General features: G+C 56.3%; 22 protein-coding genes. 8 read left to right on the forward strand and 14 right to left on the reverse strand.

Annotated features, from left to right (window positions below):
• Positions 1–153: 153 nt before the first annotated feature.
• Entirely contained in the window at positions 154–1,731 is a 1,578-nt protein-coding gene (guaA, locus tag ABA45_RS10990; RefSeq protein WP_048386091.1) for a glutamine-hydrolyzing GMP synthase, read from the reverse strand.
• A gap of 63 nt (positions 1,732–1,794) precedes the next feature.
• A complete protein-coding gene (guaB, locus tag ABA45_RS10995) occupies positions 1,795–3,258 on the reverse strand; it encodes an IMP dehydrogenase (RefSeq protein WP_048386093.1) in 1,464 nt (487 codons plus the stop codon).
• Between the two features lie 213 nt (positions 3,259–3,471).
• On the opposite strand from guaB, the gene xseA reads away from it, so the two are divergent.
• From xseA to ABA45_RS11010, 3 genes are all read left to right on the forward strand, one after another.
• Entirely contained in the window at positions 3,472–4,821 is a 1,350-nt protein-coding gene (gene xseA / locus ABA45_RS11000; RefSeq protein ID WP_048386094.1) for an exodeoxyribonuclease VII large subunit, read from the forward strand.
• Between the two features lie 188 nt (positions 4,822–5,009).
• Entirely contained in the window at positions 5,010–6,887 is a 1,878-nt protein-coding gene (locus ABA45_RS11005) for a propionyl-CoA synthetase (protein ID WP_048386096.1), read from the forward strand.
• A 139-nt stretch (positions 6,888–7,026) separates the two neighbouring features.
• On the forward strand, positions 7,027–7,236 hold the full coding sequence (locus ABA45_RS11010) for a cold-shock protein (RefSeq protein ID WP_007352080.1): 210 nt from the start codon (positions 7,027–7,029) through the stop codon (positions 7,234–7,236).
• 84 nt (positions 7,237–7,320) lie between these two features.
• Here the strand turns inward: ABA45_RS11010 and leuA are convergent, their stop codons facing one another.
• Positions 7,321–9,015, reverse strand: coding sequence for a 2-isopropylmalate synthase (gene leuA / locus ABA45_RS11015; RefSeq protein WP_048386099.1), 1,695 nt, complete (start codon positions 9,013–9,015; stop codon positions 7,321–7,323).
• Positions 9,016–9,161: 146 nt separating this feature from the next.
• On the opposite strand from leuA, the gene ABA45_RS11020 reads away from it, so the two are divergent.
• Together ABA45_RS11020 and ABA45_RS11025 are read left to right on the forward strand one after the other, a co-directional pair.
• Positions 9,162–9,659 carry an Lrp/AsnC family transcriptional regulator gene (locus ABA45_RS11020; protein WP_048386101.1) on the forward strand — a complete coding sequence of 166 codons (498 nt, stop codon included), beginning with the start codon at positions 9,162–9,164 and terminating at the stop codon, positions 9,657–9,659.
• 145 nt (positions 9,660–9,804) lie between these two features.
• Positions 9,805–11,541 carry a proline--tRNA ligase gene (locus tag ABA45_RS11025; protein WP_048386103.1) on the forward strand — a complete coding sequence of 579 codons (1,737 nt, stop codon included), beginning with the start codon at positions 9,805–9,807 and terminating at the stop codon, positions 11,539–11,541.
• 76 nt (positions 11,542–11,617) lie between these two features.
• Here the strand turns inward: ABA45_RS11025 and murB are convergent, their stop codons facing one another.
• The 9 genes from murB to ABA45_RS11070 all read right to left on the reverse strand — a co-directional run bounded on the left by murB (position 11,618) and on the right by ABA45_RS11070 (position 20,673).
• Positions 11,618–12,658: a UDP-N-acetylmuramate dehydrogenase gene (gene murB / locus ABA45_RS11030; protein ID WP_048386105.1), complete on the reverse strand. Its 1,041-nt coding sequence runs from the start codon at positions 12,656–12,658 to the stop codon at positions 11,618–11,620.
• Entirely contained in the window at positions 12,655–13,134 is a 480-nt protein-coding gene (locus ABA45_RS11035; protein WP_048386107.1) for a low molecular weight protein-tyrosine-phosphatase, read from the reverse strand. Before ABA45_RS11035 ends, murB begins: the two co-directional genes overlap by 4 nt.
• A complete protein-coding gene (gene kdsB, locus ABA45_RS11040; RefSeq protein WP_048386109.1) occupies positions 13,134–13,943 on the reverse strand; it encodes a 3-deoxy-manno-octulosonate cytidylyltransferase in 810 nt (269 codons plus the stop codon). The genes ABA45_RS11035 and kdsB overlap by 1 nt, the downstream gene beginning before the upstream one ends.
• Positions 13,944–13,957: 14 nt before the next feature.
• On the reverse strand, positions 13,958–14,146 hold the full coding sequence (locus tag ABA45_RS11045; protein ID WP_048386111.1) for a Trm112 family protein: 189 nt from the start codon (positions 14,144–14,146) through the stop codon (positions 13,958–13,960).
• A complete protein-coding gene (gene lpxK, locus ABA45_RS11050) occupies positions 14,139–15,224 on the reverse strand; it encodes a tetraacyldisaccharide 4'-kinase (RefSeq protein WP_048386113.1) in 1,086 nt (361 codons plus the stop codon). The genes ABA45_RS11045 and lpxK overlap by 8 nt, the downstream gene beginning before the upstream one ends.
• A gap of 16 nt (positions 15,225–15,240) precedes the next feature.
• The gene (msbA, locus tag ABA45_RS11055; protein WP_198147158.1) at positions 15,241–16,980 is read right to left on the reverse strand and encodes a lipid A export permease/ATP-binding protein MsbA; all 1,740 of its coding nucleotides are present in this window, start codon (positions 16,978–16,980) and stop codon (positions 15,241–15,243) included.
• Between the two features lie 71 nt (positions 16,981–17,051).
• Positions 17,052–17,477, reverse strand: coding sequence for an ExbD/TolR family protein (locus ABA45_RS11060; protein WP_014871642.1), 426 nt, complete (start codon positions 17,475–17,477; stop codon positions 17,052–17,054).
• A gap of 5 nt (positions 17,478–17,482) precedes the next feature.
• On the reverse strand, positions 17,483–18,109 hold the full coding sequence (locus ABA45_RS11065; protein ID WP_014871643.1) for a MotA/TolQ/ExbB proton channel family protein: 627 nt from the start codon (positions 18,107–18,109) through the stop codon (positions 17,483–17,485).
• A gap of 68 nt (positions 18,110–18,177) precedes the next feature.
• The gene (locus tag ABA45_RS11070) at positions 18,178–20,673 is read right to left on the reverse strand and encodes a DNA internalization-related competence protein ComEC/Rec2 (RefSeq protein WP_048386115.1); all 2,496 of its coding nucleotides are present in this window, start codon (positions 20,671–20,673) and stop codon (positions 18,178–18,180) included.
• A gap of 79 nt (positions 20,674–20,752) precedes the next feature.
• Here ABA45_RS11070 and ABA45_RS11075 point away from each other — a divergent pair, with 79 nt between their 5' ends.
• Positions 20,753–21,271 (forward strand): DUF2062 domain-containing protein, encoded by a 519-nt coding sequence (locus ABA45_RS11075; protein ID WP_048386117.1) that lies wholly within the window; start codon positions 20,753–20,755, stop codon positions 21,269–21,271.
• On the opposite strand, the gene ABA45_RS11080 is transcribed toward ABA45_RS11075, so the two are convergent.
• Entirely contained in the window at positions 21,268–21,984 is a 717-nt protein-coding gene (locus ABA45_RS11080; protein ID WP_048386118.1) for an ABC transporter ATP-binding protein, read from the reverse strand. The genes ABA45_RS11075 and ABA45_RS11080 overlap by 4 nt on opposite strands.
• Positions 21,985–21,993: 9 nt before the next feature.
• Positions 21,994–23,235 carry a lipoprotein-releasing ABC transporter permease subunit gene (locus ABA45_RS11085; RefSeq protein ID WP_048386120.1) on the reverse strand — a complete coding sequence of 414 codons (1,242 nt, stop codon included), beginning with the start codon at positions 23,233–23,235 and terminating at the stop codon, positions 21,994–21,996.
• Between the two features lie 119 nt (positions 23,236–23,354).
• Here ABA45_RS11085 and ABA45_RS11090 point away from each other — a divergent pair, with 119 nt between their 5' ends.
• Both ABA45_RS11090 and ABA45_RS11095 read left to right on the forward strand, forming a co-directional pair.
• Entirely contained in the window at positions 23,355–23,981 is a 627-nt protein-coding gene (locus ABA45_RS11090) for a PilZ domain-containing protein (protein ID WP_048386122.1), read from the forward strand.
• Positions 23,982–24,021: 40 nt separating this feature from the next.
• The gene (locus tag ABA45_RS11095; protein WP_053076178.1) at positions 24,022–24,336 is read left to right on the forward strand and encodes a hypothetical protein; all 315 of its coding nucleotides are present in this window, start codon (positions 24,022–24,024) and stop codon (positions 24,334–24,336) included.
• Positions 24,337–24,402: the final 66 nt, after the last annotated feature.

The following is a 24,402-nucleotide window of genomic DNA, read 5'->3' on the forward strand; positions in this document are numbered from 1 at the left end:
TGTAAACCTGAGTGAGTGTGTCACAGCGGCGCTGTCCGGTCTCGCTGGAGTTTACTAGACTGCATGAAAAGCTGTTGCAGATATTGGGCAAACAGGCAAAAAAAACCGACACAGCTGTGTCGGTTTTTTATCATGCGATTTGTCTAACCCACACTACTCCCATTCGATGGTCGCTGGCGGCTTAGATGATACATCGTAAGTCACCCGTGATACGCCGCTGATTTCATTAATAATGCGGTTAGACACGGTTTCCAGCAGCTCGTAAGGCAGGTGCGCCCAGCGTGCGGTCATGAAATCGATGGTTTCTACGGCGCGCAATGCAATCACCCATTCGTATCGACGGGCATCACCTACTACGCCTACCGATTTCACCGGCAGGAAGACCGCAAAGGCCTGGCTGGTTTTGTGGTAATAATCGGCGCGGTGCAGTTCTTCCAAGAAGATGGCGTCAGCGCGGCGCAAGATGTCGGCGTAATCTTTTTTCACTTCGCCAAGAATGCGCACACCCAGGCCCGGGCCCGGGAACGGATGGCGATACACCATATCGTAAGGCAGGCCAAGCTCAAGACCGATGCGACGCACTTCATCTTTGAAAAGTTCCCGCAACGGCTCTACCAATTTCAGCTTCATGGTTTCTGGCAGGCCACCCACGTTGTGGTGGGATTTGATCACGTGGGACTTGCCAGTTTTGGACGCAGCCGATTCGATCACGTCCGGATAAATAGTGCCCTGGGCCAGCCAGTTTACATTCTGGATGCGGGTGGCTTCTTCATCGAACACGTCGATGAAGGTGTTACCAATCACTTTGCGCTTCTGTTCGGGATCGCTGACGCCCTTAAGGTTAGTCAGGAAGCGTTCCTCGGCGTCGGCGCGAATGACTTTTACACCCATGCTGCTACCAAACATGTCCATCACCTGGTCGCCCTCGTTCAGGCGCAGCAGGCCGTTATCAACAAACACGCAGGTTAGCTGATCGCCAATGGCTTTGTGCAGTAGTGCCGCGGTCACCGAGGAATCTACCCCGCCAGACAGGCCCAGCAGCACTTTATCGGTGCCGACCTGTTCGCGGATCTTTTGCACGGCGTCGTCGACGATCTTAGCCGGCGTCCACAGGGCTTCGCAACCGCAGATGTTCATCACGAAGTGTTCCAGAATACGCTTGCCCTGCAAGGTGTGGGTCACTTCCGGATGGAACTGCAGACCGTAAAGATGGCGCGACAGATCTTGCATGGCTGCAATCGGCGCGCTTTCAGTAGAGGCCAGAAGTTCAAAACCGTCGGGCATGGCAACCACTTTGTCGCCGTGGCTCATCCACACGTCCAGCAGAGATTCGCCGGTTGCAGTCAGGTGGTCAGTGATGCCTTGCAGCAGAGGGCCCTTGGCGCGCACTTTTATCTGGGCGTAACCAAACTCGCGTTTTTCCGAGCTGGCCACCCGGCCGCCCAGCTGCTCTGCCATGGTTTGCATGCCGTAGCAAATGCCCAATACCGGAATACCACGATCAAACAGGCCATCAGGCGCCCGCGGGCCACCCAGCTCGGTGACCGACTCAGGACCACCGGCCAGCAGAATTCCCTTGGGGTTGAACGCGTCGAGCTCTTCAGCCGTGATGTCAAAAGCGCGTACTTCGCAATAAACACCGATATCTCGAACCCGGCGGGCAATCAGCTGGGTGTACTGGGAACCGAAATCTAGAATCAGGATGCGGTGATCGTGAATGTCGTGGGCCATGGAATCCTCGGGGAAATTAGCAATGCGGCCCCAACAATGGGGCCGCATAAAAACAACCTGTAATCAGCTAACGCGGTAGTTCGGTGCTTCCTTGGTGATGGTCACGTCGTGAACGTGACTCTCGCGCATACCGGCACCGGTGATGCGCACAAACCGAGGTTTGTTGCGCATATCAGTCATGGTGGCACTGCCGGTGTAACCCATCGAGGCACGCAGGCCTCCCATCAGCTGATGAATAATATTGCGCATCGGGCCTTTGCACGCCACGCGACCTTCAATCCCTTCGGGAACCAGCTTTTCTATGCCTTTGCTGGCGTCTTGGAAATACCGATCGCTGGAGCCCTGACCCATGGCGCCGATTGAACCCATGCCCCGATAAGCCTTGTAACTGCGGCCCTGGAACAGTTCGATTTCGCCCGGGGCTTCGTCGGTGCCGGCCAGCAGGCTGCCGATCATCACACAGTGGGCGCCGGCCGCAATGGCCTTGGCAATATCACCGGAGAAGCGCAAACCGCCGTCGGCAATCAGCGGAACGTCACTGTTTTTCAGAGCCTCAGCCACGTTGGACACCGCTGAAATCTGCGGCACACCCACACCAGCCACAATGCGGGTGGTACAGATAGAGCCCGGGCCGATGCCCACTTTCACCGCATCTGCGCCGGCGTCAACCAGGGCAAGGGCGGCCTCAGCTGTGGCGATATTGCCACCAATCACCTGCAGTTCGGGGTAATGTTCCTTGATCCAGCGCACACGATCGAGCACACCGCGAGAATGACCGTGGGCCGTATCCACCACAATCACATCAACACCGGCTTCCGCCAGAGCGATCACGCGAGCTTCGGTATCGCCACCAGTGCCTACGGCCGCGCCAACCCGCAGGCGGCCCTGATCGTCTTTACTCGCCAGCGGGTAGTCTTTGGACTTCTGGATGTCTTTTGCTGTGACCAGTCCACGCAACTGGAAGTTATCATTCACTACCAGAACTTTCTCAATACGGTGGCGGTGCAGCAGTTCTTTCACTGATTCCAGATCAGCGCCTTCTTTCACCGTAACCAGCTTTTCCTTCGGCGTCATGATGTCACGCACGAGCGTGTCCATGCTGCTTTCAAAACGGATATCCCGGCCCGTTACAATGCCCACCAGTTCGCTGCCGTCGACTACCGGGAGGCCAGAAATATTATTGGCCATGGTAATTTCCACCAGCTCGCGTACGGTGTTCTCGGGTTTGACCGTAATCGGGTCTTTTACCACGCCGCTTTCGAATTTTTTCACCTTACGCACCGCGGCGGCCTGCTGCTCGGCGCTCATATTTTTATGCATAATGCCAATGCCGCCTTCCTGGGCCATGGCAATCGCCAGCTCTGCGTCTGTTACTGTGTCCATGGCCGCCGACACCAGCGGAATATTAAGTGTGATGGTTCGTGTCAGGCGAGTGCGAAGATCGGCTTCGTGGGGCAGAACCTCGGAGTAACCGGGCACCAACAATACGTCATCAAATGTGAGAGCTTCTTCGGCAATTCGCAGCATTGGGATCGGCCTTTTGAACGTGCTAAATTTAAACCTTGGCAAGGGCATAGCAAGTGCCACTGCAAAGTAGAATTCTTAATCAAACTATTATAAAGATCTGTTGCAGCCCAGTAAACCGCACAGTTTCCCACCAAAGGTTGCATGCATCTGAATTTTAAGCAGTTTACATCCAATTTATTCGGCTATTGCGTATAAAAATATGGGGAGTTTTCGGTGAATGATGCCTTTCAGGACACCCGCCCGCGGGCGCTCAGCGTTAGCGAGCTGAATCATCAGGCCCGTCACCTGCTGGAAACCAGCTTTATGCAGGTTTGGGTTGAAGGCGAATTGTCGGGGTTTTCACGCCCTTCTTCCGGGCACTGGTACTTTTCTCTGAAAGATCGTAACTGCCAGATTCGCTGTGCAATGTTCCGCAGCGTTAATCAGCGGGTTCGCGCGGCGCCAAAAGAAGGCGAACTGGTGCGAATTCGCGGCAAAGTGACCTTGTACGAGAACCGCGGCGACTTCCAGATTATTGTCGAGCATCTTGAGCCAGCCGGCGCAGGCGCCCTGCAGCAGGCGTTTGAAGCGTTGAAGTTAAAGCTCTTCAACGAGGGCTTGTTTAGTACCGAGCGCAAAAAACCCATACCCGCCCTGCCCCGGCATATTGGCGTGGTTACCTCCCCAACCGGTGCTGCGATTCACGACATACTCACGGTGCTGGCTCGGCGTTGCCCGGGAATCCCGGTCACACTTTACCCAACCGCAGTGCAGGGCCAGGCCGCAACCGCAGACATAGTCGTTGCCATCGGCCGGGCTGTTGCCCACAATCGCGCGGACGTGCTTATTATTGGCCGCGGCGGCGGATCATTGGAAGATTTGTGGTGCTTTAACGAAGAGGCCGTAGCCCGCGCCATTGCCGCCTGCCCGATAGCCACCGTCAGCGCCGTGGGGCACGAGGTAGACACCACCATTGCCGATTACGTAGCCGATTTGCGGGCGCCGACACCGTCGGCAGCGGCAGAAAAAATATCGCCAGATCAAAGCATCTGGTTACGCCAATTACAGGCCATCAGCGAGCGCCTGCAGGCTGCGATGGGGCGCCAACACACGGCGCTAGAAAACAGACTACTGCAGCTTTCCACGCGATTAAAAGATCCGCGCCGCAGCCTGCAGGAAAAAGCGCAGCGCCTGGATGGGCTGGATCTTCGCCTGAGCCGCGCAATGGCGCAGCTGACTCAGCGTTTGCACATGCGTACCGACTATTTGCAGCAGCGCCTGGCCATGCAATCACCTAACAGGCAACTTGCCAGCGCCAGCGAACGTGTGTTGCGGGCAACAACAGGCTTGAATCTGGCCATTCAGCAAACGCTTAAAAGCCGCCATGAGCAACTGGATTACACAGCGCAAACCCTGAATCTGGTCAGCCCGCTGGCCACTCTGGGACGGGGCTACGCCATTGTGAAAGACCACCAGGGCAAGATTGTGCGGCATGCCGGGCAGCTTGAAGCTGGCCAGGCTATCAGCGCCCGAGTGGCCAGCGGCACTGTTCACGCCCGGGTCACGAGTTGCGATGAATCTTAACGCAGTGCACCACATGTTTTATGAAGCATAGCAACGCTTAAAATCACCTCGTTTTGTCGTGTGACTGCTTTCATTCCGGCTTGCGCCAGCAAATCTACTCCCATGGTCTACTGGTTGCGTAACGAAAACGGCCTAAAGTGGTTCACAAGTACACGAATAATAAATATTGATACTGTGAGGTGGTACGGATGGATTACAACGCAGAATTTACACGCTCAATCAGCAGACCCGGCGATTTCTGGCGTGAAAAAGCCGCCGACATCGAATGGATTAAATTTCCGCATACCATCTGGCAGGCCAAAGACAACGGCCACGGCGACTGGTTTACTGATGGCGAGCTGAACACCAGCGACATTGCCCTGGATGCCAACCTTCGCGCCGGCCGTGGTGAACAAACCGCTCTAATTTACGATTCACCGGTGACCAACACCCAACAAAGCTACACCTACAATCAGCTGACCGATGAAGTCGCGCGTCTTGCCGGCGCATTAAAGGCCCGCGGGATTGAAAAAGGCGATCGCGTCGTTATCTACATGCCGATGATCCCCCAGGCGGTTATCGCAATGCTGGGCTGCGCCCGTATTGGCGCGGTTCATTCGGTGGTGTTTGGCGGCTTTGCGGCTCACGAACTGGCCCTTCGCATTGACGATGCAACGCCCAAGGCACTCATTACCGCGTCTTGCGGCATCGAAGTCAGCAAGGTGATTGCCTACAAGCCTTTGGTGGACAAGGCTCTGGCACAAGCGAAACACAAACCTGAGCTGTGTGTTGTGTATCAGCGCGCGGAAGCAATAGCCAACCTGCAAAGCCCCAGAGATGTGGACTGGAGCGCACTTGTTCGCGACGCCGAGCCAGCAGCCCCGGTCGCCGTCAAATCGACCGATCCGCTGTACATTCTTTACACCTCCGGCACCACGGGTAAACCCAAAGGTGTGGTGCGGGACAACGGCGGCCACGCCGTGGCACTGAAATACAGCATGAAGCTGGTCTACGACGCCAGCCCCGGTGATGTGTTCTGGACCGCATCGGATGTGGGCTGGGTAGTGGGTCACAGCTATATTATTTACGCGCCACTGTTTGCCGGCTGCACCACCGTACTGTATGAAGGCAAACCGGTTCGCACCCCAGACGCAGGCGGTTTCTGGCGCGTGATCCAGGATCACAAGGTCAATATTCTGTTTACCGCCCCGACCGCTTTTCGCGCGGTGCGCAAAGAAGATCCGGAAGCAGATTTTTTAAAGAAATATGACATCCGCTCGCTGAAGCGCATCTACCTGGCCGGCGAGCGCCTGGACCCGGCCACCTACGACTGGCTGCGTGAGCACACTCATTTGCCAATCCTTGACCACTGGTGGCAAACCGAGACTGGATGGGCCATTTGCTGTAACCCCACCGGTATCGAAATGATGACCACTAAACCCGGTTCCGCCACCATGCCGTCCCCCGGCTACGATGTTCAGATAGTTGATATACGCGGCAATCAGATGCCAGCGGGTGAACAGGGCCAAATCGCGATAAAACTGCCACTACCACCGGGCTGTTTGCAAACCGTTTGGGGTAATGATGAGCGTTTCCGTGAAAGTTATCTCGACGCTATTCCCGGCTTTTACAGCACTGGTGACGGTGGCTTTGAAGATGAAGATGGTTATATTTTCGTTATGGGCCGCACCGACGACGTCATTAACGTAGCCGGCCACCGGTTATCTACCGGTGAAATGGAAGAAGTGGTGTCGTCTCACCCGGCGGTCGCTGAATGCTGCGTAGTCGGCGCCCATGACGATATGAAAGGCCAGATTCCGATCGGGCTGGTACTGATAAAAGATGGCGCCACCATTGACCATGACGAACTGGAAGACGAGCTGGTAGAAATGATGCGTGACAAAATCGGCGCCATTGCCTGCTTTAAGCGGGCCATGGTGGTTGACCGCTTACCTAAAACACGTTCTGGCAAGATTCTGCGCCGGGTTTTACGCCAGATTGCAGACGGCGAGGCCTACAATGTACCGAGCACCATTGATGACCCGTCCATTCTGGAAGAAATCAGCGACCAGTTCCGGCCTCGGTAAATTTTCCAAAACAGCGCCCGAAAGGGCGTTGACGGCGCCTTCGCTGGGTCTATACTGGGGTGGCAGTATCTAAGCCCCTACGGGGGGAAATCAGAAAAGCTCCGTTCATAGGAGCTCATGTGAAATACAGGAAAGATCGATGTCTGAGACCACAACTGGCCACGTGAAGTGGTTCAACGAAGCAAAAGGCTTTGGCTTTATTGCCCAGGAAGACGGCAGTGACGTGTTCGTTCACTTCAGTGCCATCAACGCAGACGGTTTTCGCACCCTGGCCGAAGGCCAGAAAGTGCAGTTTACTGTAACCGACGGCCCTAAAGGCCCGCAGGCAGAGAACGTAACGCCTGTGTAATAAGGGCTGTCGCTGATAAAGCGTGACCAGTCAGAAAAACGGGCCGATGATTCACCGGCCCGTTTTTTATGGCTAATATTAAGATCAGACGCTTAACACTTCATCGACCGCGTTTGCGCCAGCGTGAATACCGGGCACAACCTGAGCCACCGCATTCAATAATGCCTGTAAGGTCGCCGACGTGGTGTCTTCCGCCAAGGCTGCTGCGCTGCACGCCTGGCCGTTGGCCTGCAAACGAATACACGCCATGGCATTGGCCGAAGTGCCTGCGCCCAGAGCGAATTCGTCATACGCCTCTACCGCCAGGGTAATGGAAAAACGCTGGGCCAGCGCCGCTGCCACGGCTTCCACCGCACCTGAGCCATAACCTTGCAGCGTTACTGGGCTGTTTTCGTTACCGATCACCAAATCTGCACGTACCCCTTGTTCGTTGCGATGAAGATCGTAAGTGCGTAACGCCCAGTCTGCCGGCACCGCAAGGTAGCGAGCTTCAAACAGGCGGTGAATGCTCACCGAATCGATCTCGCCGCCGTTGTTTTCCGCTTCACGCTGCACCACTTTGCTGAACTCAATTTGCAGCCAACGTGGCAAGCTAATGTTGTAATCCCGCTCTAGCACATAAGCCACACCGCCCTTGCCAGACTGGCTGTTGATGCGCACCACCTCGTCATAGCGACGGCCCAGGTCGAACGGATCAATCGGCAGATAGGCCACATTCCAGGCATCGCCTTCTTTACGCTGAGCCAGACATTTGCGGATAGCGTCCTGATGGCTGCCAGAAAACGCGGTGAATACCAACTCACCCGCGTATGGGTGGCGTGGATGAGTCGAAATCTCGGTGCAGGCTTCAACCACCTCGGTAATGTCAGCCATGCCGGACAAATCCAGGGTTGGGTCAATGCCCTGTGAATACAGGTTCATCGCCATGGTCACCAGATCCATATTACCGGTGCGTTCGCCGTTCCCCATCAGCGTTCCTTCCACCCGATCAGCGCCCGCCATGACCGCCAGTTCGGCCGCGGCTACGCCACAGCCCCGGTCATTGTGAGTGTGCACGCTGATGCTCAGATGTTCGCGGCGCTGAATGGTGTCGCAAATCCACTCGATCTGATCGGCAAACACGTTGGGCGTGGCCATCTCTACCGTGGCAGGCAGGTTAATAATGACCGCTTGGCCCTGGTCCGGGCGCCACACTTCCGTCACTGCATCGATGACTTCAGCGGCAAAATCCAGCTCGGTACCGGTGAAGCTCTCTGGCGAATACTGAAAGGTCCATTGGGTGTTCGGGTAACCGGCGGCCAACTCCTTCACCAAACGCGCACCCTCTACTGCAATATCACGGATGCCATCACGGTCTAACCCGAACACCTGCTCGCGCTGCACGGTAGAAGTGGAGTTATAAACGTGGACAATGGCTTTTTTGGCACCTTCCAGCGCTTCGTAAGTACGCTTGATCAGTGCCGGCCTGGCCTGGGTCAACACCTGAATCTTTACATCGTCAGGAATACGCCCTTCTTCGATAAGCTTGCGGCAGAAATCAAAGTCCGGCTGGCTGGCTGCAGGGAAACCGATCTCGATTTCCTTGAAGCCCAGCTTTACCAGCAAATCAAACATCCGCTGTTTCTGGCTGACCGACATAGGTTTTACCAGAGCTTGGTTGCCATCGCGTAAATCAACCGCGCACCAGGTAGGCGCCCGCTCAATCATACGATCGGGCCAGCGCCGATTGGTTTTAGCGATGGGCTTGAAGGCGGCGTATTTACGATGATCAAAAGCCATACAATGGTTTCCTTTTTGCGTGTGCAGATTGCCGGTTACAGAACACAAGATTACACAAAAAAACGCCGCAGGTGATTGCTAATAGAGGCTACAAACCGGACTATAGAGCCATTAAATATTGTTAAAACTGAGGTTTGTGGCAGAAAATGCTTAAAAAATTCGAAACCCTGATCGCACTGGACAAAACCGACCGAAAAATTTTGGACCATCTGCAAAAAGACGGTTCACTCACCAACCAACAGTTGGCCGACAAAGTCGGGCTATCGCCGTCGCCCTGCCTGCGCCGGGTACGTGCGCTGGAGCAAAACGGCGTGATTGTGCGCACGGCAACCATTCTTAATCACAAAAAACTCGGGCTGGCGCTCACCGCCATCATTCTGATTGGCATGGACCGCCACACACCAGAACGTTTTGCCGCGTTTGAGGAGGCCGTCAGCGCCTATCCGGAGGTGCTGGAGTGCTATCTGATTACCGGCCACGACGCAGACTACATGCTGAAAGTGGTGGTGCCGGATATGGACCATTACCATCACTTTCTGTTGAACCAGATAACCCGCATTGCCGGGGTGAGCGGCGTGCATTCAAGCTTTGTGCTACGCCGGGTTCTGGATAACACGGCCCTGCCCTTAGGCTATTTGTCCTGACCTTGCGGGCTGTGCGCTTTTACGCCCGGGCAAACCCAACTTTACCGGGCGGGTGTCTGTACCTGCCTGTTGCGGCTCCGTACAATAGACGCCATTATTTTTGAGGCTGCGGCCTCTCCATGAATCACTCCTGACGGAACCCAAAATGCGAGCCAGCCGTTATCTGATTGCCACCCAAAAAGAAACACCCGCCGACGCCGAGATTATCAGCCACCAGCTGATGCTGCGTGCCGGTTTGATCCGCAAACTGGCCGCCGGCCTTTATACCTGGCTGCCCATGGGCCTGCGTACCCTGCGCAAAGTTGAGCGCATTGTGCGCGAAGAAATGGACCGCAGCGGCGCACAAGAACTGCTGATGCCAGCGGTACAGCCAGCAGAACTGTGGCGGGAATCTGGCCGCTGGGACGAATACGGCGGCGAACTGCTGCGCATGAACGATCGCCACGGCCGCGAGTTTTGCTTTGGCCCTACCCACGAAGAAGTGATTACCGACCTGATCCGCAACGAGCTGAAAAGCTATAAACAGCTGCCTGCCAACTTCTTTCAGATTCAGACAAAATTCCGTGATGAGCGTCGTCCCCGTTTTGGCGTGATGCGTGCACGGGAGTTCATCATGAAAGACGCCTATTCATTTCACATCAGTGCTGAATCACTGGACGAAACTTACCAGCTGATGCACCGCACCTACTGCGCTATATTTGATCGCCTGGGCCTGGATTACCGCCCCGTGCAGGCAGACTCCGGCGCCATTGGCGGCAGTGGCTCCCAGGAATTTCACGTGTTGGCCTCCTCTGGTGAAGACGCCATCGTGTTCAGCACCGGCAGCGACTACGCGGCGAATATAGAAAAAGCCGAAGCCATGGCACCCGCCGGCGAGCGCCCCGCACCCACCCAGGCGATGACCGAAGTGGCGACGCCGGGGCAACGGACAATTGCCAACATTACCGAGTTTCTGAAAGAAGACGTCACCCAAACCGTTAAAACGCTGCTGGTGAAAGCCGAAGCTGAAGCCGGTGCCGAAGAAGGCAGTGACCCAGGATTGGTGGCGCTGGTTCTGCGCGGCGACCATTCCCTGAATGAGATCAAGGCAGAAAATCTGGCCGGCGTGGCCGACCCGTTGACGATGGCCACGGATGAGGAAATTCAGCACGCCACCGGCTGCGCACCTGGCTCGATTGGGCCGGTAAATTTGCCGGTGCCGGTGATTGTCGACCGCAGTGCCGCGCACTTAGCTGATTTTGTATGCGGCGCCAACAAGGATGACGTGCACCTGACCGGCGTAAACTGGCTACGCGACCTGCCACTGGGACGGGTGGAAGACTTGCGCAACGTGGTGGAAGGCGACGCCAGCCCGTGTGGCCAGGGCACCCTGGAAATTCGCCGCGGTATTGAAGTGGGCCATATATTCAAACTGGGCAACAAATACAGCAAGGCACTGAACGCCACTGTGCTGGACGAAAATGGCAAAACCGCCACGATGTCTATGGGCTGCTACGGCATTGGCGTGTCGCGGATTGTGGCAGCGTCAATCGAGCAAAATCACGATGACCGCGGCATTTTATGGCCCGACGCTATCGCGCCCTTCCGGGTTGCCGTGGTGCTTCTGAACGGCCACAAATCACCTGCGGTGGCCGAAGCCGGTGAAAAACTCTACCAACAGCTGCAACAGGCTGGTTACGACGTGCTGCTAGACGACCGCAACGAGCGGCCCGGGGTAAAGTTCGCAGATATGGAGCTGACCGGCATTCCCCATCGTTTTGTGGTGTCTGACCGTGGGCTGGAAGCCGGTACTCTAGAATACAAGGGCCGCAGCGATGCCGATAAACAGGACGTTGCCCTGGCGGATGCGATTTCCTTTCTGAAGAGTGTTTCGCCGCTTTAAAAACAAAACGCGTCATTAAAAAACCCTGGTCGCCGAAACGCACCAGGGTTTTTTTATTCGTGACCGATCGGTCTGACTAATTGATGGCCGGCTGTGTGAGAGGCTCCTGCTCTAGCTCAACGTCAAAGCGTGCCTGAACAGACTCGCGAATTTCCTGAGCCAACGCAAGCAGCTGTGTACCGCTGCCGCCGCCGTGGTTGATTAACACCAGAGCCTGGGAATTGTGCACGCCCACCCATTGGTTGCGGTAGCCTTTCCAACCACACTGTTCAATCAACCAGCCCGCCGCCAACTTCATGCCCTGACCGTGTGGTAGTGGATAAGCCACCAGGTCTGAAAAACGACTTTGTAGCTGATCAAACACCCTTTGGCAGACCACCGGGTTTTTAAAAAAGCTGCCAGCGTTTGGCAGGCGCTGCGGGTCTGGCAGTTTGCGGCGGCGAACGGCCATGACCGCCTCGGCCATATCTTCAGCGTTTAATTTTGACACCGGCGTATCGCCAAAATAAGCCGCCAGCTCGCCGTAACCCAACTGGAAAGGCCGGTTGCGGGACAGGCGCAGATGCACGTCCAGAATCAGATACCGTTCGGGCTGCTGTTTAAACAGGCTGTCACGGTAGGCGAAATTGCACGCTTCGGCACTTAAAGTAACTGACTTTCCGCTACTGCGATCCAGAGCGGTGACGCACACCAGCGTATCTGCCAATTCCACGCCGTAAGCGCCAATATTTTGTACCGGTGCGCCGCCGCAGGTACCCGGAATCAGCGCCAGATTTTCGATCCCGCGATAGCCGCTGCGGGCAGCGTACAAGACCGCGCCATGCCAGTTTTCCCCAGCACCCAGCACCAGCGTGGCCCCCTCAATGCTGATATCACGCCAGTGCCGTCCTGCCAGAGCCATATGTACAACCAGGCCCTCAATGTCGGCGCGAAACACCAGGTTACTGCCACCGCCGACAATCAGCACCGGCAGATTTTTTTCAGCCGCCCAAGCCAGCGTGGCGCCAACCTGTTCACGATGGGTAATGCGGGCGAAATAGCGGGCACTGGCCGCAATGGCCAAAGAGTTATAGGGCGTTAAATCTACCCTTTCCCGTATTTCTGGCAGGGTTTTCATCCCAGCTTCCCGCGAATATCATTCAGCAGACCTTCACCGGCTTGGTGGATCAGTTCGAGCACATGTTGAAAGCCATCGTCTCCACCGAAATACGGATCTGGCACTTCTTGGTCGTCAAAATCAGCAAAATTCAAAAACAGCCGGGGCACGGTGCCGCCGTTCTGATGCCAGATTTCTTTCACGTCTGCCAGATTCTGGCGGTCCATCACTAATACATAGTCAAAACTGTCCAGGTCTTCAACCTCGAACTGACGCGCTCTCAGGCCACTGATATCAATCCCGATTCGACCGGCCGCGGTCACCGCGCGCTGATCTGGGCCTTTGCCAATATGCCAGTCACCGGTGCCGCAAGAATCAATACGTACCTGCTGTTCAAGGCCGGCGGCCGCTACCTGTTTGCGAAACACGCCTTCGGCGGTGGGTGAGCGACAAATGTTACCCAGACACACAAATAAAACGTTAACAGAGGCTGCCATTAATTTATCTCCTGCTTGTTCAAAAAAGCCCTTACCCGTTGCAGATCCGCTTCGGTGTCTACCCCGGCTGGCGGACTGACGGCCGCCAAGTCAACATGAATGCGAGCGCCGTTATAAAGCGCACGCAACTGTTCCAATGCTTCCACCTGTTCAGCGGGCGCCGGTGGCCAGCGCACAAAATCGGCCAGTACGCCGGCGCGATAACCATAAATGCCGATGTGGCGAAAATAACCAAAATTGTCCGGCAGATCCCGATTTGCAGTGCGGTTTGCCCCGACCGCCGTAGCGGCGTCCCAGCCATCACGATACCAGGGTATAGGCGCGCGGCTGAAATAATGTGCCATCCCCTGCCGGTCGAAAACCACTTTCACTACGTTGGGATTAAACACCGATTCCGCATCGTGAATGCGCTCGCACAGAGTGGCAATGGCCGCTTCAGGGTGCAAGTCCAGATTGTCTGCCACCTGATTAATCAACACGCTGGGGATCAGTGGTTCATCCCCTTGTACATTGATTACCCGGTGGTCTTCGTCCAGATTCAAGGCCTGTGCCACTTCAGCCAGACGGTCGGTACCGCTGACATGGCCAGCCAAGGTCATGACAACTTCGGCACCAAAGCGCTCACAGGCTTGCTGTACCCAAGCGTCGTCAGTGGCAATCACCACTCGCCCGGCGCGGCTTTCCTGTGCTCGCTGCCACACATGCTGAATCATCGGCTGGCCGCCAATGTCTGCCAAGGGTTTGCCCGGCAAGCGGCTTGACCCGAAGCGCGCCGGAATCACGACGGTAAAGGGCGTGGTAAAGGGCATTAATGGCTCCTCGCTCAGCTTTTATGCAGGCGCTCATCGGTGCTCAGGGTGCGGGCTTCGGTGGCCAGCATCACCGGAATACCTTCGCGCAAGGGAAACGCCATGGCGTCCAGAAAGCACAACAGTTCGGTTTTTTCACCGTTGAGCTTGAGCTCGCCTTTACATACCGGGCACGCCAGCAGTGCCAGCAGTTTTTTATCCATGATGGTGGTCTCGTTCTGTTGCAACGGAAGCAGCCGCCAGCGGGCCGCTTTTATTCGGGTGCAGCTGGCGCCAACCGGCCAACTGGGTTAGCAGCCGACGGCCAAATTCGGCGGGCAACTGGGCTTCAATCATCAGAGCGTAACCGTTGTCGGGTGCAAAATCCTGGCACTTCACCGCATCTTTCGCGGTCATCACCAGCCACTCACCGGCGTCGGTTTTCAGGTCACCCGGTTTAAAACGGTGATGGTCGGCAAAAGCCCGCGGCCTTACCTCAGCGCCCAGGGCGCTGAGAGTGGCAAAAAATCGCGCCGGGTTCCCGATACCCGCCACTGCCAGCAGCTTTTGTCCCGCCAACTTTGTCAGCGGCACCTGCGCACCGCTGGCCAGGTGCAGAAGATGCATCGGGCTAAGGTTCATGGTGTAGATTGCCTTATGTTGCACGCCGGCAAATTGGCTGTGGCGGCGAACGTGCGCTCCGGTAGAGCCATTAAGAATAATATAATCGACCGATTTTAACCGTTCTGCCGGCTCCCGCAGCGGCCCCACAGGTATGCTAGCGCCATTGCCCAAGCCGCGGCTGGCGTCGAATACGGCCAGTTCTATATCACGGGGCAGAGCGTAGTGCTGAAGACCGTCGTCGCACACCAGAACATCGCCTAATCTCTGATCAATGGCGTAGTGCGCTGCACGCAGCCGTTGCGGATCTACCACCACCGGGCAGCCAGTGGCCCGTGCCAGCATAACGGGTTCATCACCGGCGATACTGGCGTTGCTATCAGCATTCACAAAAAGTGGATATTGCCTGGACTTGCCACCGTAACCGCGGCTAAGAATGACCGGATGCCAGCCTGCGTTGCGCAATTGCGTTACCAGCCAGGCCGTAAGCGGCGATTTACCGGTGCCACCGGCTGTAATATTACCCACCACCACCACCGGAGCCATTAACGCCGGGGCCCGATCTTTCAACGCTTTGCGCCTGCGCAATGACGCAATGCGCCGGTATAGCCAGGCCAGTGGCGCCAGAAATCTCAGCGGGCGATTTTGGCTATACCACAACCGGTCTACTAGCGAACTCATACCCGCTTACCGCTGGTCATGCGTGCTCGCTAAACTGCATCTGATGCAGTTGGGCGTAGGCGCCGCCCTGGTCCAGCAACTCCTGGTGGCGGCCGGATTCCACTATGCGGCCATTGTCCATCACCAGTATGCAATCGGCGTTTTCAATGGTTGACAGGCGGTGAGCAATCACCAAGGTGGTACGGCCTTTCATCACCGTTTCCATAGCGTTCTGGATGTAGCGCTCAGATTCGGTATCCAGCGCCGATGTGGCTTCGTCCAGAATCAGAATGGGGGCGTCTTTCAGCAGCGCCCGAGCAATGGCCAAGCGCTGGCGCTGACCCCCGGAAAGCATAACGCCATTGTCGCCAATCATGGTATTCAGACCCTCGGGCATGCGATCAATAAATTCCAGAGCGTGCGCTTTGTCGGCGGCGTCACGAATGGCCTCAGGGCTGCAATCGCGCAGCGCGCCGTAGGCAATGTTCGCCGCTATCGTATCGTTAAACAGCACCACGCTCTGGGTAACCAGGGCAATCTGCGCGCGCAGTGCCTGCAGCGTAAAGTCTTCCAGCAAGTGACCATCAATACGAATTTCGCCGTCGGTGTAATCGTAGAATCGCGGTAACAGGCTCACCAGGGTAGATTTGCCGCTGCCACTGCGACCAACCAGAGCAACGCTCTGCCCCGCCGGAACCGTCAGCGAAATATTGTTCAACACATTGTCAAGCTGGTCGCGATAGCTGAAGCCCACGTCACGAAACTCGATGTCGCCTTTAACCCGCTGCGGGGCAAAGATGCCGAAGTCCAGCTCCGACCGTTCGTCCAGGGTTTCAAACACATCGTAGGCTGCCGCAAGACCCTTCTGGATCTTCGAATGCACGGAAGTCACTTGGCGAATAGGCTTGGCCATCGTTGTTGCTGCGGTAATAAAGGCAACCAGTTGACCGGTGCTCATTTCGCCGCGAATCGTCGGCGACAACATGGTCCACACCAGCGCCGCAATCGCAATTGCTACCAGAACCTGAATCACAGGCACACTGATGGCCTGGGTAGATGACATCTTTAAGCTTTGCTTCAGATTGCTTTCGCTGACCTTCTGAAAACGCTTGCGTTCAAAGTCTTCACCGCCAAAGGTGCGCACCACCCGATAACCACTGATCGATTCCGACGCAACGTGGGTAATGTCGCCCATGGAGCCCTGAATGCGTTTGCTGATTTTACGGAAGCGCTTGCTGGCGTAGCTGACCACTGCACCGATCAGCGGCCCGACCGCCAGAAAGACCAGCGTGAGTTTCCAGTTGGTATACAGCATGTAGCCCAGCAACCCAACAATGGTGAGGCCTTCGCGAAAGGTAATGGTGATAGCGTCAGTTGCGGCTTCAGCCACTTGTTCCACGTTAAAGGTCAGCTTCGACACCAATCGGCCGGCCGCGTTGTCATCAAAGTAGCGCGACGGCAAGGTTAGCATGCGGTCAAAGACATCGGTGCGCAGGGCATTGATGACGTTACGACCCACGTAACTGATGAAATATTGGCTCATGAAGGTGCCCAGGCCGCGAAACGCAAACACCCCAACAATCAGCAGAGTTAAAATCAGCCGATTCTGATCGGTCGGATTTTCAATGGCCTTGATGACGTATTCCATGGCCGCCGCCATGCCGGTCGACGCCGCGGCGTAGATAACGTTGCCGATTATCGCCAGGGTAAACGCTATCCAAAACGGTTTCACATAGCGTAGAAGGCGCTTGTAGGTGTGCCAACTGCCCTCTGGAATCTTACCCGGGCCTTCAGACTCTGGGCCTGAGGAGATTTTTGGGATTGTCGGGCCTGGTGAATTTGCTGCACTCACTGGGGTTGGGCCTCACGTTCGGTGGTAATGCTGAGTTTGGCGAAACCCAGGCGACCGGCCGCATCCATCGCCCGCACCACAAACTCGTGGGGAGTTCGGGCATCGGCGGTAATAATGAACGGCAATGATGTGTCTGTGTTGGCCAACTCCCGAATGCCTCGCTCCAGGGTTTCGCGGCGGTTGTTCACCAGCGGTTTGTCGTTCAGCAGGTATTGGCCATCAGCGCTAATCACCACATCAATCTGTTCCGCTTCTGCCGGCGGCGCCGGATTACCGCTGGCTTGCGGCAATTCCACCTGAAGATGGCTTTCCCGGGTAAACGTTGTCGATACCATAAAAAAAATCAACAACAAAAACACCACGTCGATCAGCGGTGTCAGGTCCATAGCCACATGCTGGCTGCGCTGGCGCTTGAACTTCACTGGGCTCAGGCTCCTTCTACGTCAATTTCGCGGTCGCCGTGTACCACTTCCACCAGCTTGATGGCCTCTTGCTCCATGTTGACCACCAGGGCATCTACCCGGCGAATAAAATAGCGATGGGCAATCAACGCTGGAATGGCCACACTGAGGCCAGAGGCTGTTGTTATAAGGGCCTCGGAAATACCGCCAGCCAGATTGCCAGCATTGCCGACACCGGCCAGCTGAATTTCCGCAAACACTTTGATCATGCCAATGACCGTACCCAGAAGGCCCAGCAACGGCGTTATGGTTGCAACGGTGCCCAGTGGGTTCAGAAACCGCTCGAGCTGGTGAACCACCTGACTGGCTTCGTGCTCGATACTTTCTTTCATTACCTCACGGCCGTGCTTGGCGTTCAGCAAACCGCTGGCAAGCACACGCCCCATGGGTGACGACGCTTGCAGGGTTTTCAGACGCCTGCCGTTCAGCTCTTTTTTCTTGATCCAACGCCACAACTCGTTCAGCGCTTCTGGCGGCGCGATCCGGCTGTCACGCAGGCTCCAGAAACGTTCAAGGATGATGGCCAATGCCAACACAGAACAAAACAGTATGGGCACCATCAAAATGCCACCGGCTTTTAAAAGCTCGAACACGCTCGGTCTCCTGGTCAATTACAAGCCGCGCTACTTTAGCATAGCTGTAGGCATTTTTAGCATAGCGACTATTGTGTGATGTTGTGCAACCGTTCGAGACACTGCGCCCGTGCCAGGCCAGGGCCACTGATCCAGAACGGCGCGTTTTGCTGCATCTGGCGGATAGCCAGCCCAGCAGATTTTACCGCCATAACCACCGCTCCGGCGCAGGCAGTGTTGATTTGACGGCTACCCTCTAATTGATAACGGCGGGTTACCTGCGGGTGTGGGTGGCCGTAGCGATGGAGGTAGCCGGCGGTATAAATGACCGTATCGGGCGAAAGAGCCTGAACCAGAGCGTCAGAAGACGACGTTTTACTGCCATGGTGAGGCGCCAACAACACCCGGATAACGGCGTCATCCGCCTTTTGCGCCGGTTGATCATTTAGATAACTCAGGTATTCGGCTTCTTCCCTAACGGTAATATCACCGGTTAGTAGCCACTCGATCTTCGAGTCCGGGTCACGAATGCGCAGCACGCAGGAAGCACCGTTGCCCTCTTTGGCGCGATCTGAGCGCCAAAAATTCAGTTCCAGTCGCCCCAGCATCAGAGTTTGCCGCTTGCAGTCTGTCACGTTTCTGACCAGCCCGGCCTGCGCCAGGCGATCGGCTATTTCAATCGATTCACCGCCGATCAAGCGCGCTGGCGGCAATTCGGTAACAAGCTGCTCCAGACCACCGCTGTGGTCGCCATCGGCATGGCTCACCACCAGCGTATCCAGGCGCTGTACCCCCAACGCCCGCAAGTTCGGCAATATCACCGACTCTACCGCCGAGAACACACCAGGAATGGCTGGGCCAGTGTCATACAGCAATGTCTGCTGCTGATGGCGTACCAGAACCGAAAGGCCCTGGCCAACATCCCATACAATCACCTGTGGCAGAGGTACGAGGCGATTACCAACCGGCACCTGAAGCCACACGTGCGACACTGACCAAAGCCCCAGTGATAACACCAGCGTCAGGCGAAAGCCCCGTTGCGGATACCACAAAGCCAACAGTACGACCGCCGCCAACCCGATGGCAGCGGCAACACCCAGCTGAATTGTCGGGCTGCCCCAGCCCCCCAGCCACTGCAATCCTTGCCATAAAACCCCCAATACGGTGTCCAAAAGCAGCGTCACCCCCACGCTACTGGCGGGTACAAGCGCCACTAGCAAAGCGCCACACAACAGCAGCGGCATAACCACCATCGACACCCACGGAATGGCAAAAAGATTGGCCACAAACCCCGCCAGCGGCTGGTTCTGGCCCATTAACAGCAGCCCTGGCCATAATCCGGCGAACATGGCAGTCTGCGCCAGCACCAGCGCCAGCACGCCCTGAACCATGCCAAGGCGCCCGGAGAACACCAGTATCAACACCGCAACCGCACAAAACGACAGCCAGAAGCCGGCGTCCAACGGCGAAAATGGTTCGGCAATCAACACCACTGTCAACGCCAGCAGCAGGCTGCGCCAAGGCGATATATGCCAGCCTTGCAGCAACGCCCAACCCAGCACAGCGATCATTAGCAGCGCGCGCCGGGTGGGCACCGTAAAGCCGGACATCAACGCGTAGGCCAGGCAGCCAATCATCACTGCGCCAAACGTCAGGCGCCGCCTGGCACGTTCAGATAAAATGGATTCGGGTACTCGCACTGCACACCGGCGCGCCACACCTCCAATGCCCAAGGCCACCAGGCCCAGATGCAAGCCCGAAATCGCCACCAAGTGAATGGTGCCGGTGGCTTTCAGAGTGTCCCAGTGGGCGGGGGTCATGGCGCCGCGATAGCCAATCAGCAAAGACGCCAACAACGGAAAGTGCCTGGCTTCGCCAAATTTCGCCGTCACCCAGTCCAGCAGGCGGCGGTGCTGGTAGCGGTAACGGCAGTGCAAGCCGCATTTAATACTGGCATCCGACACGACCGTGCGCACACTTCCGGTGGCGCGGTAACCGTGACGGAACAGCCAGTCTTCATAGCGAAAACCGGTCAGGTTCAAGCCACCGTGGGGGCGTTTAAGCACAACCGTTATAGTCAGGGTGTGACCGGGTAACTGGTCCGGATGGTCGCCGTACCAGGCCAGACGCAAGCGGGAGGGTAAAGCGTGCGCCGGCAGTGGCGCTTGCGCGTTATGCTGGTAAGCGTTTTCCACTAGGCAGAAATCAAACTTTAAACTGTCAAAACTGCCCCGAGCGGGAAGACTGCAAACATAACCGGACACCTCCAGCGGCACCTTTTCCCATGACGCCGGCAGGCGCTCATGCAGGCGCTGACTGGAGTGCCATGAAGCCCAGGCGGTGCCCGCTAGCAGCGCCGCAAACAGAATAAACGCCGTGCGACCCCAGCGCTGAGGGAGCAACAGCGCCAGCACGCTGCAACCTGCCATCGCTGCAAACAACCATTGCCACGCTGGCAACACCGACAACCGATACAGTAAGATAACGCCGCAACAGAACGCGATTAGCAAAGGCCCGACCATAAAGCCTCGCGGGTTGCGAGACAGCGGGCGGTTTGAGCCGCCACTGAAAAAATCGCCGGACATTCCTTGTCCTCCTGAGTTATAGCACCGGCGTTGTCCCTAACACCGGTCGTTTAAACGTCTATAGGCAGAACAACTTCTTATGCCAAAGAGGTTCATGAAACGCTATTTGCCGTCTCCGGAAAAGGTGAGGCAAATGAAATCGCTGAATTTTCTGGGCGACATCGTACAAGAACCCAATCTGTGGCATATCAACCGCCACAGTGTGGCCCGTGCGTTTCTGATAGGCGTGTGGTTCTGCTTTATTCCGATGCCTTTCCAGATGCTTGCATCGGCGCTGTTCGCGATCTGGTTCAACGCCAACCTGCCGCTGGCGGTGGTGCTGGTGTGGATCAGCAACCCGGTTACCATGCCCCCGATTTTCTACTTCAACTACAAACTGGGGGCCTGGATGCTGAGCAGGCCACTACTGGATTTTGAATTCTCGCCGTCACTGGCGTGGATCAGCGAACGCCTGCTGGATATTGGTATACCGCTTTACTTGGGCTCGCTGGTTGTGGCTACGGTGTCTGCCTGCTTCGCTTATTTGATCATTCAGTTGTTATGGCGCAGAAAAGTGCGCGCCAACTGGCGTCTGCGCCAGGGGCAACGCCGCCACTAGCCTTCGTTTACCAAACGCCCCTGCTCCAGCCGCATCACCCGCCCCAGACTTCTCGCCATCGACATATCGTGTGTGACCATCACAAACGCCATACCAAATTGATCGCGCAGCGATTCGATCAGTGCGCGCACACCGGCACCGGTGTGCTCATCAAGATTACCGGTGGGTTCGTCCATCAAAACACAGTCGGGCTCGTTCACTAGGGCCCGGGCTATGGCCACGCGCTGACGCTCACCGCCAGATAGCTCGCCCGGCTTGTGGGCCAGGCGTGCGCCCAAGCCCACACTGTTGAGCAGAACAGCGGCCTTTTTACGCGCTGCCGCCACGCTGATACCGCCCAGCACGCATGGCATCATCACGTTCTCAAGCGCGGAGAACTCCGGCAGCAAATGGTGAAACTGGTACACAAACCCAAGATGCTTGTTGCGAAAGCGCGCCCGTGCGGCTTCCGAAAGCTTGTAAATTTCCTGACCACAAATTTCGATATGGCCCGTTGACGGTCGGTCCAGCCCGCCTAACAAATTCAGTAGCGTGGTTTTTCCGGAGCCGCTGCTACCAACAATGGCGATGGTTTCGCCGGCGGTGATTTGCAACGAGATGTCGGAAAAAATCGTCAGCTTTTCCGGACCCTCGTTATAGGTACGGGTCACTTGATTGCAATCAATGACCCAGTTTGCGGTGTTGGTCGTTACGTCTTTTATACTTTTGCTCATAGGTTGGCTCTATTCATATCTAAGCGCGTCTGCCGGGTCGATACGAGACGCACGCCAGGCCGGGTAAATGGTGGCCAGCAGGCTCATGGCCAAACCACTACCGCTGATGATCATGACGTCTTCCCATAGCAACTGGGACGGCAAGTAACTGATGAAATACACGTCAGCACTGAGGAACTGATGGCCCAGTGCGACCTCCAGCCAGCTGATGAACCCGCTGATGTTGAGTGCACCCAGAATGCCCAGCACCGTGCCCACCAGCGTTCCGAAAATGCCGATAACCGCGCCCTGCACCATGAAAATACGCATGATGCGCGCGGGTGTCGCGCCCATGGTGCGTAAAATGGCAATGTCTGCGGTTTTGTCGGTGACCACCATGACAAGAGTGGACACAATATTGAATGCCGCCACCGCCACAATGAACATCAGCAACAGGCCAATCATGGTTTTTTCCATTCGTATGGCCTGGAACAGGTTGCCATGGGTGCGGGTCCAGTCGGATATGTAATAGCGCCCTGAAAGCAGTTGCGCCGCTTGCTCGGCTACCCGCGGTGCAGCGAAGAGGTCATCGACCAGCAAACGGATGCCTTGGGCTTTGCCGTCTGTGCGCATCAGCTTGGCGGCGTCATCCATGTGTATCAGCGTGTAGCTACCGTCTAACTCAGCGCCCACGCTAAACACGCCTTTGACGGTAAAACGTTTCAATCGCGGCAATACGCCAGCCGGCGTTACCGACGCTTCAGGCAGCACCACGGTTATTTTGTCACCCAACTGCAGGCGCAGGCTGGACGCCAAAAAGCGCCCAATAATGATGCCGAACTCGCCCGACTTCAGATCGTCCAGGCTGCCCTGTTCCATGTGGTCTTCAATAATCGATACCGTTCGTTCCTGGTCTGGCAAAATGCCGTTCAACAGCACACCGCGCACCGCTCCGCCGCCGGTGACCATGGCCTGGCCCTTGATAAATGGGGCCGCCGCCAACACTCGCGGGTGCTTCTCGACGGCTGCGTCTACCGCTTCCCAGTTTTCAATCGTGCCGGAACCCTCGATAATAGCGTGGGGCACCATTCCCAGAATTCGCTGCTTCAGTTCGCGGTCGAAACCGTTCATAACTGACAGCACAATAATCAACACCGCAACGCCCAGCATCAAGCCGATCATAGAGGTGAGTGAAATAAACGAGATAAAGTGATTACGGCGTTTGGCAGCGATGTAGCGCAAGCCGATATAAAATGATAAAGGTTTAAACATAAAGCCTTGCCTGCTGCTGGCTGCGACTAATTCGTGATTGATTGAACCCAGTCGTGTTAATGCCGCGCCGGGAACTGCTAAACTTCATCCTACAAACGAACATCCGTATCGGAGCCCCAATGACCCAGCGCAACGATGACAGCGCCAATGCGAAGAAACAACGCGAACGGCGGAATTACTTCAGAATAAACGATCGGATTGGGTTGGAGGTGCACAAACTACCTCCCAGTACCCAAGACGATTTTAGTGCCTTCGGAAATACCCCGTTCACCAGCTTACAGGCAGAATTCAAACGCCTTGACCAAGACATCAGAACCCAACTTGCCGGCTTAAGCGAGCGCGACCGTGCATTGCAAAGCCTGTTAAAAGCGTTCAACTCCAAGCTGGATATTCTGGCGCGCATTATGGCCTTTGAGCAAAATCCGTTGCAACCAGAGCATTGGCACCAAGCCACGCTCAGCGAGGGTGGTGTTGCCTTTTTTAGCAACGATGAAAGTTTGCAGGTGGGTGACCATATTGCCATGCGCCTGACTCTGCCGCCGGAACTGTTTCAGCCCCGGGCCATTGGCGAAGTCGTAGGCGTTAACACTGAAGACCGCGACGGCACATGGATTCACACCCGCTTTGTGCGTTTGGAAGACAGTGATCGCCAACAGCTGGCGCGCCACATCATGCGCTGGCAAATTCGCCAGCGCCAGCAACCAAACACCGAAACTGTCGGGGCAAATGACCAATGCGCAAACTAAATTACGTTTTATCCATTTCTCCTGCGGAGTCACCCTGACCATGAAGACCCATCGCTTTTGGCGCCCATTGCTGCGAGCCGGCCTGTTGTCTGCCGCTCTGGTGACGACCTTGTCGGTGATGCCTGCCAGCACTCAGGAACTGTTCATTCCGCTCGGCCAACAGGGCACCCGCGATGCCATATCACTGCCACAGACCGGTATGAAAGCCGAAGGTGTGCGCGTGCGCTGGGGCTCACCCGAGTCTACCCGCGGCCCGGTAGGCCAGCCGCCCATCAGCCAGTGGCACTACCCGGCTTTTGTGGTGTATTTTGAGAGCGAGCGGGTTATTCGCGCGGTTGTAAAGCGCACGCCTTAGACAGATACAGAAAAGGCCGCAAAGTTTTGCCAGTAGATCCTGACGTGTCGGCGCTTTCCGTTAGAA

This window comes from Marinobacter psychrophilus, assembly GCF_001043175.1.
GTDB lineage: Bacteria > Pseudomonadota > Gammaproteobacteria > Pseudomonadales > Oleiphilaceae > Marinobacter > Marinobacter psychrophilus.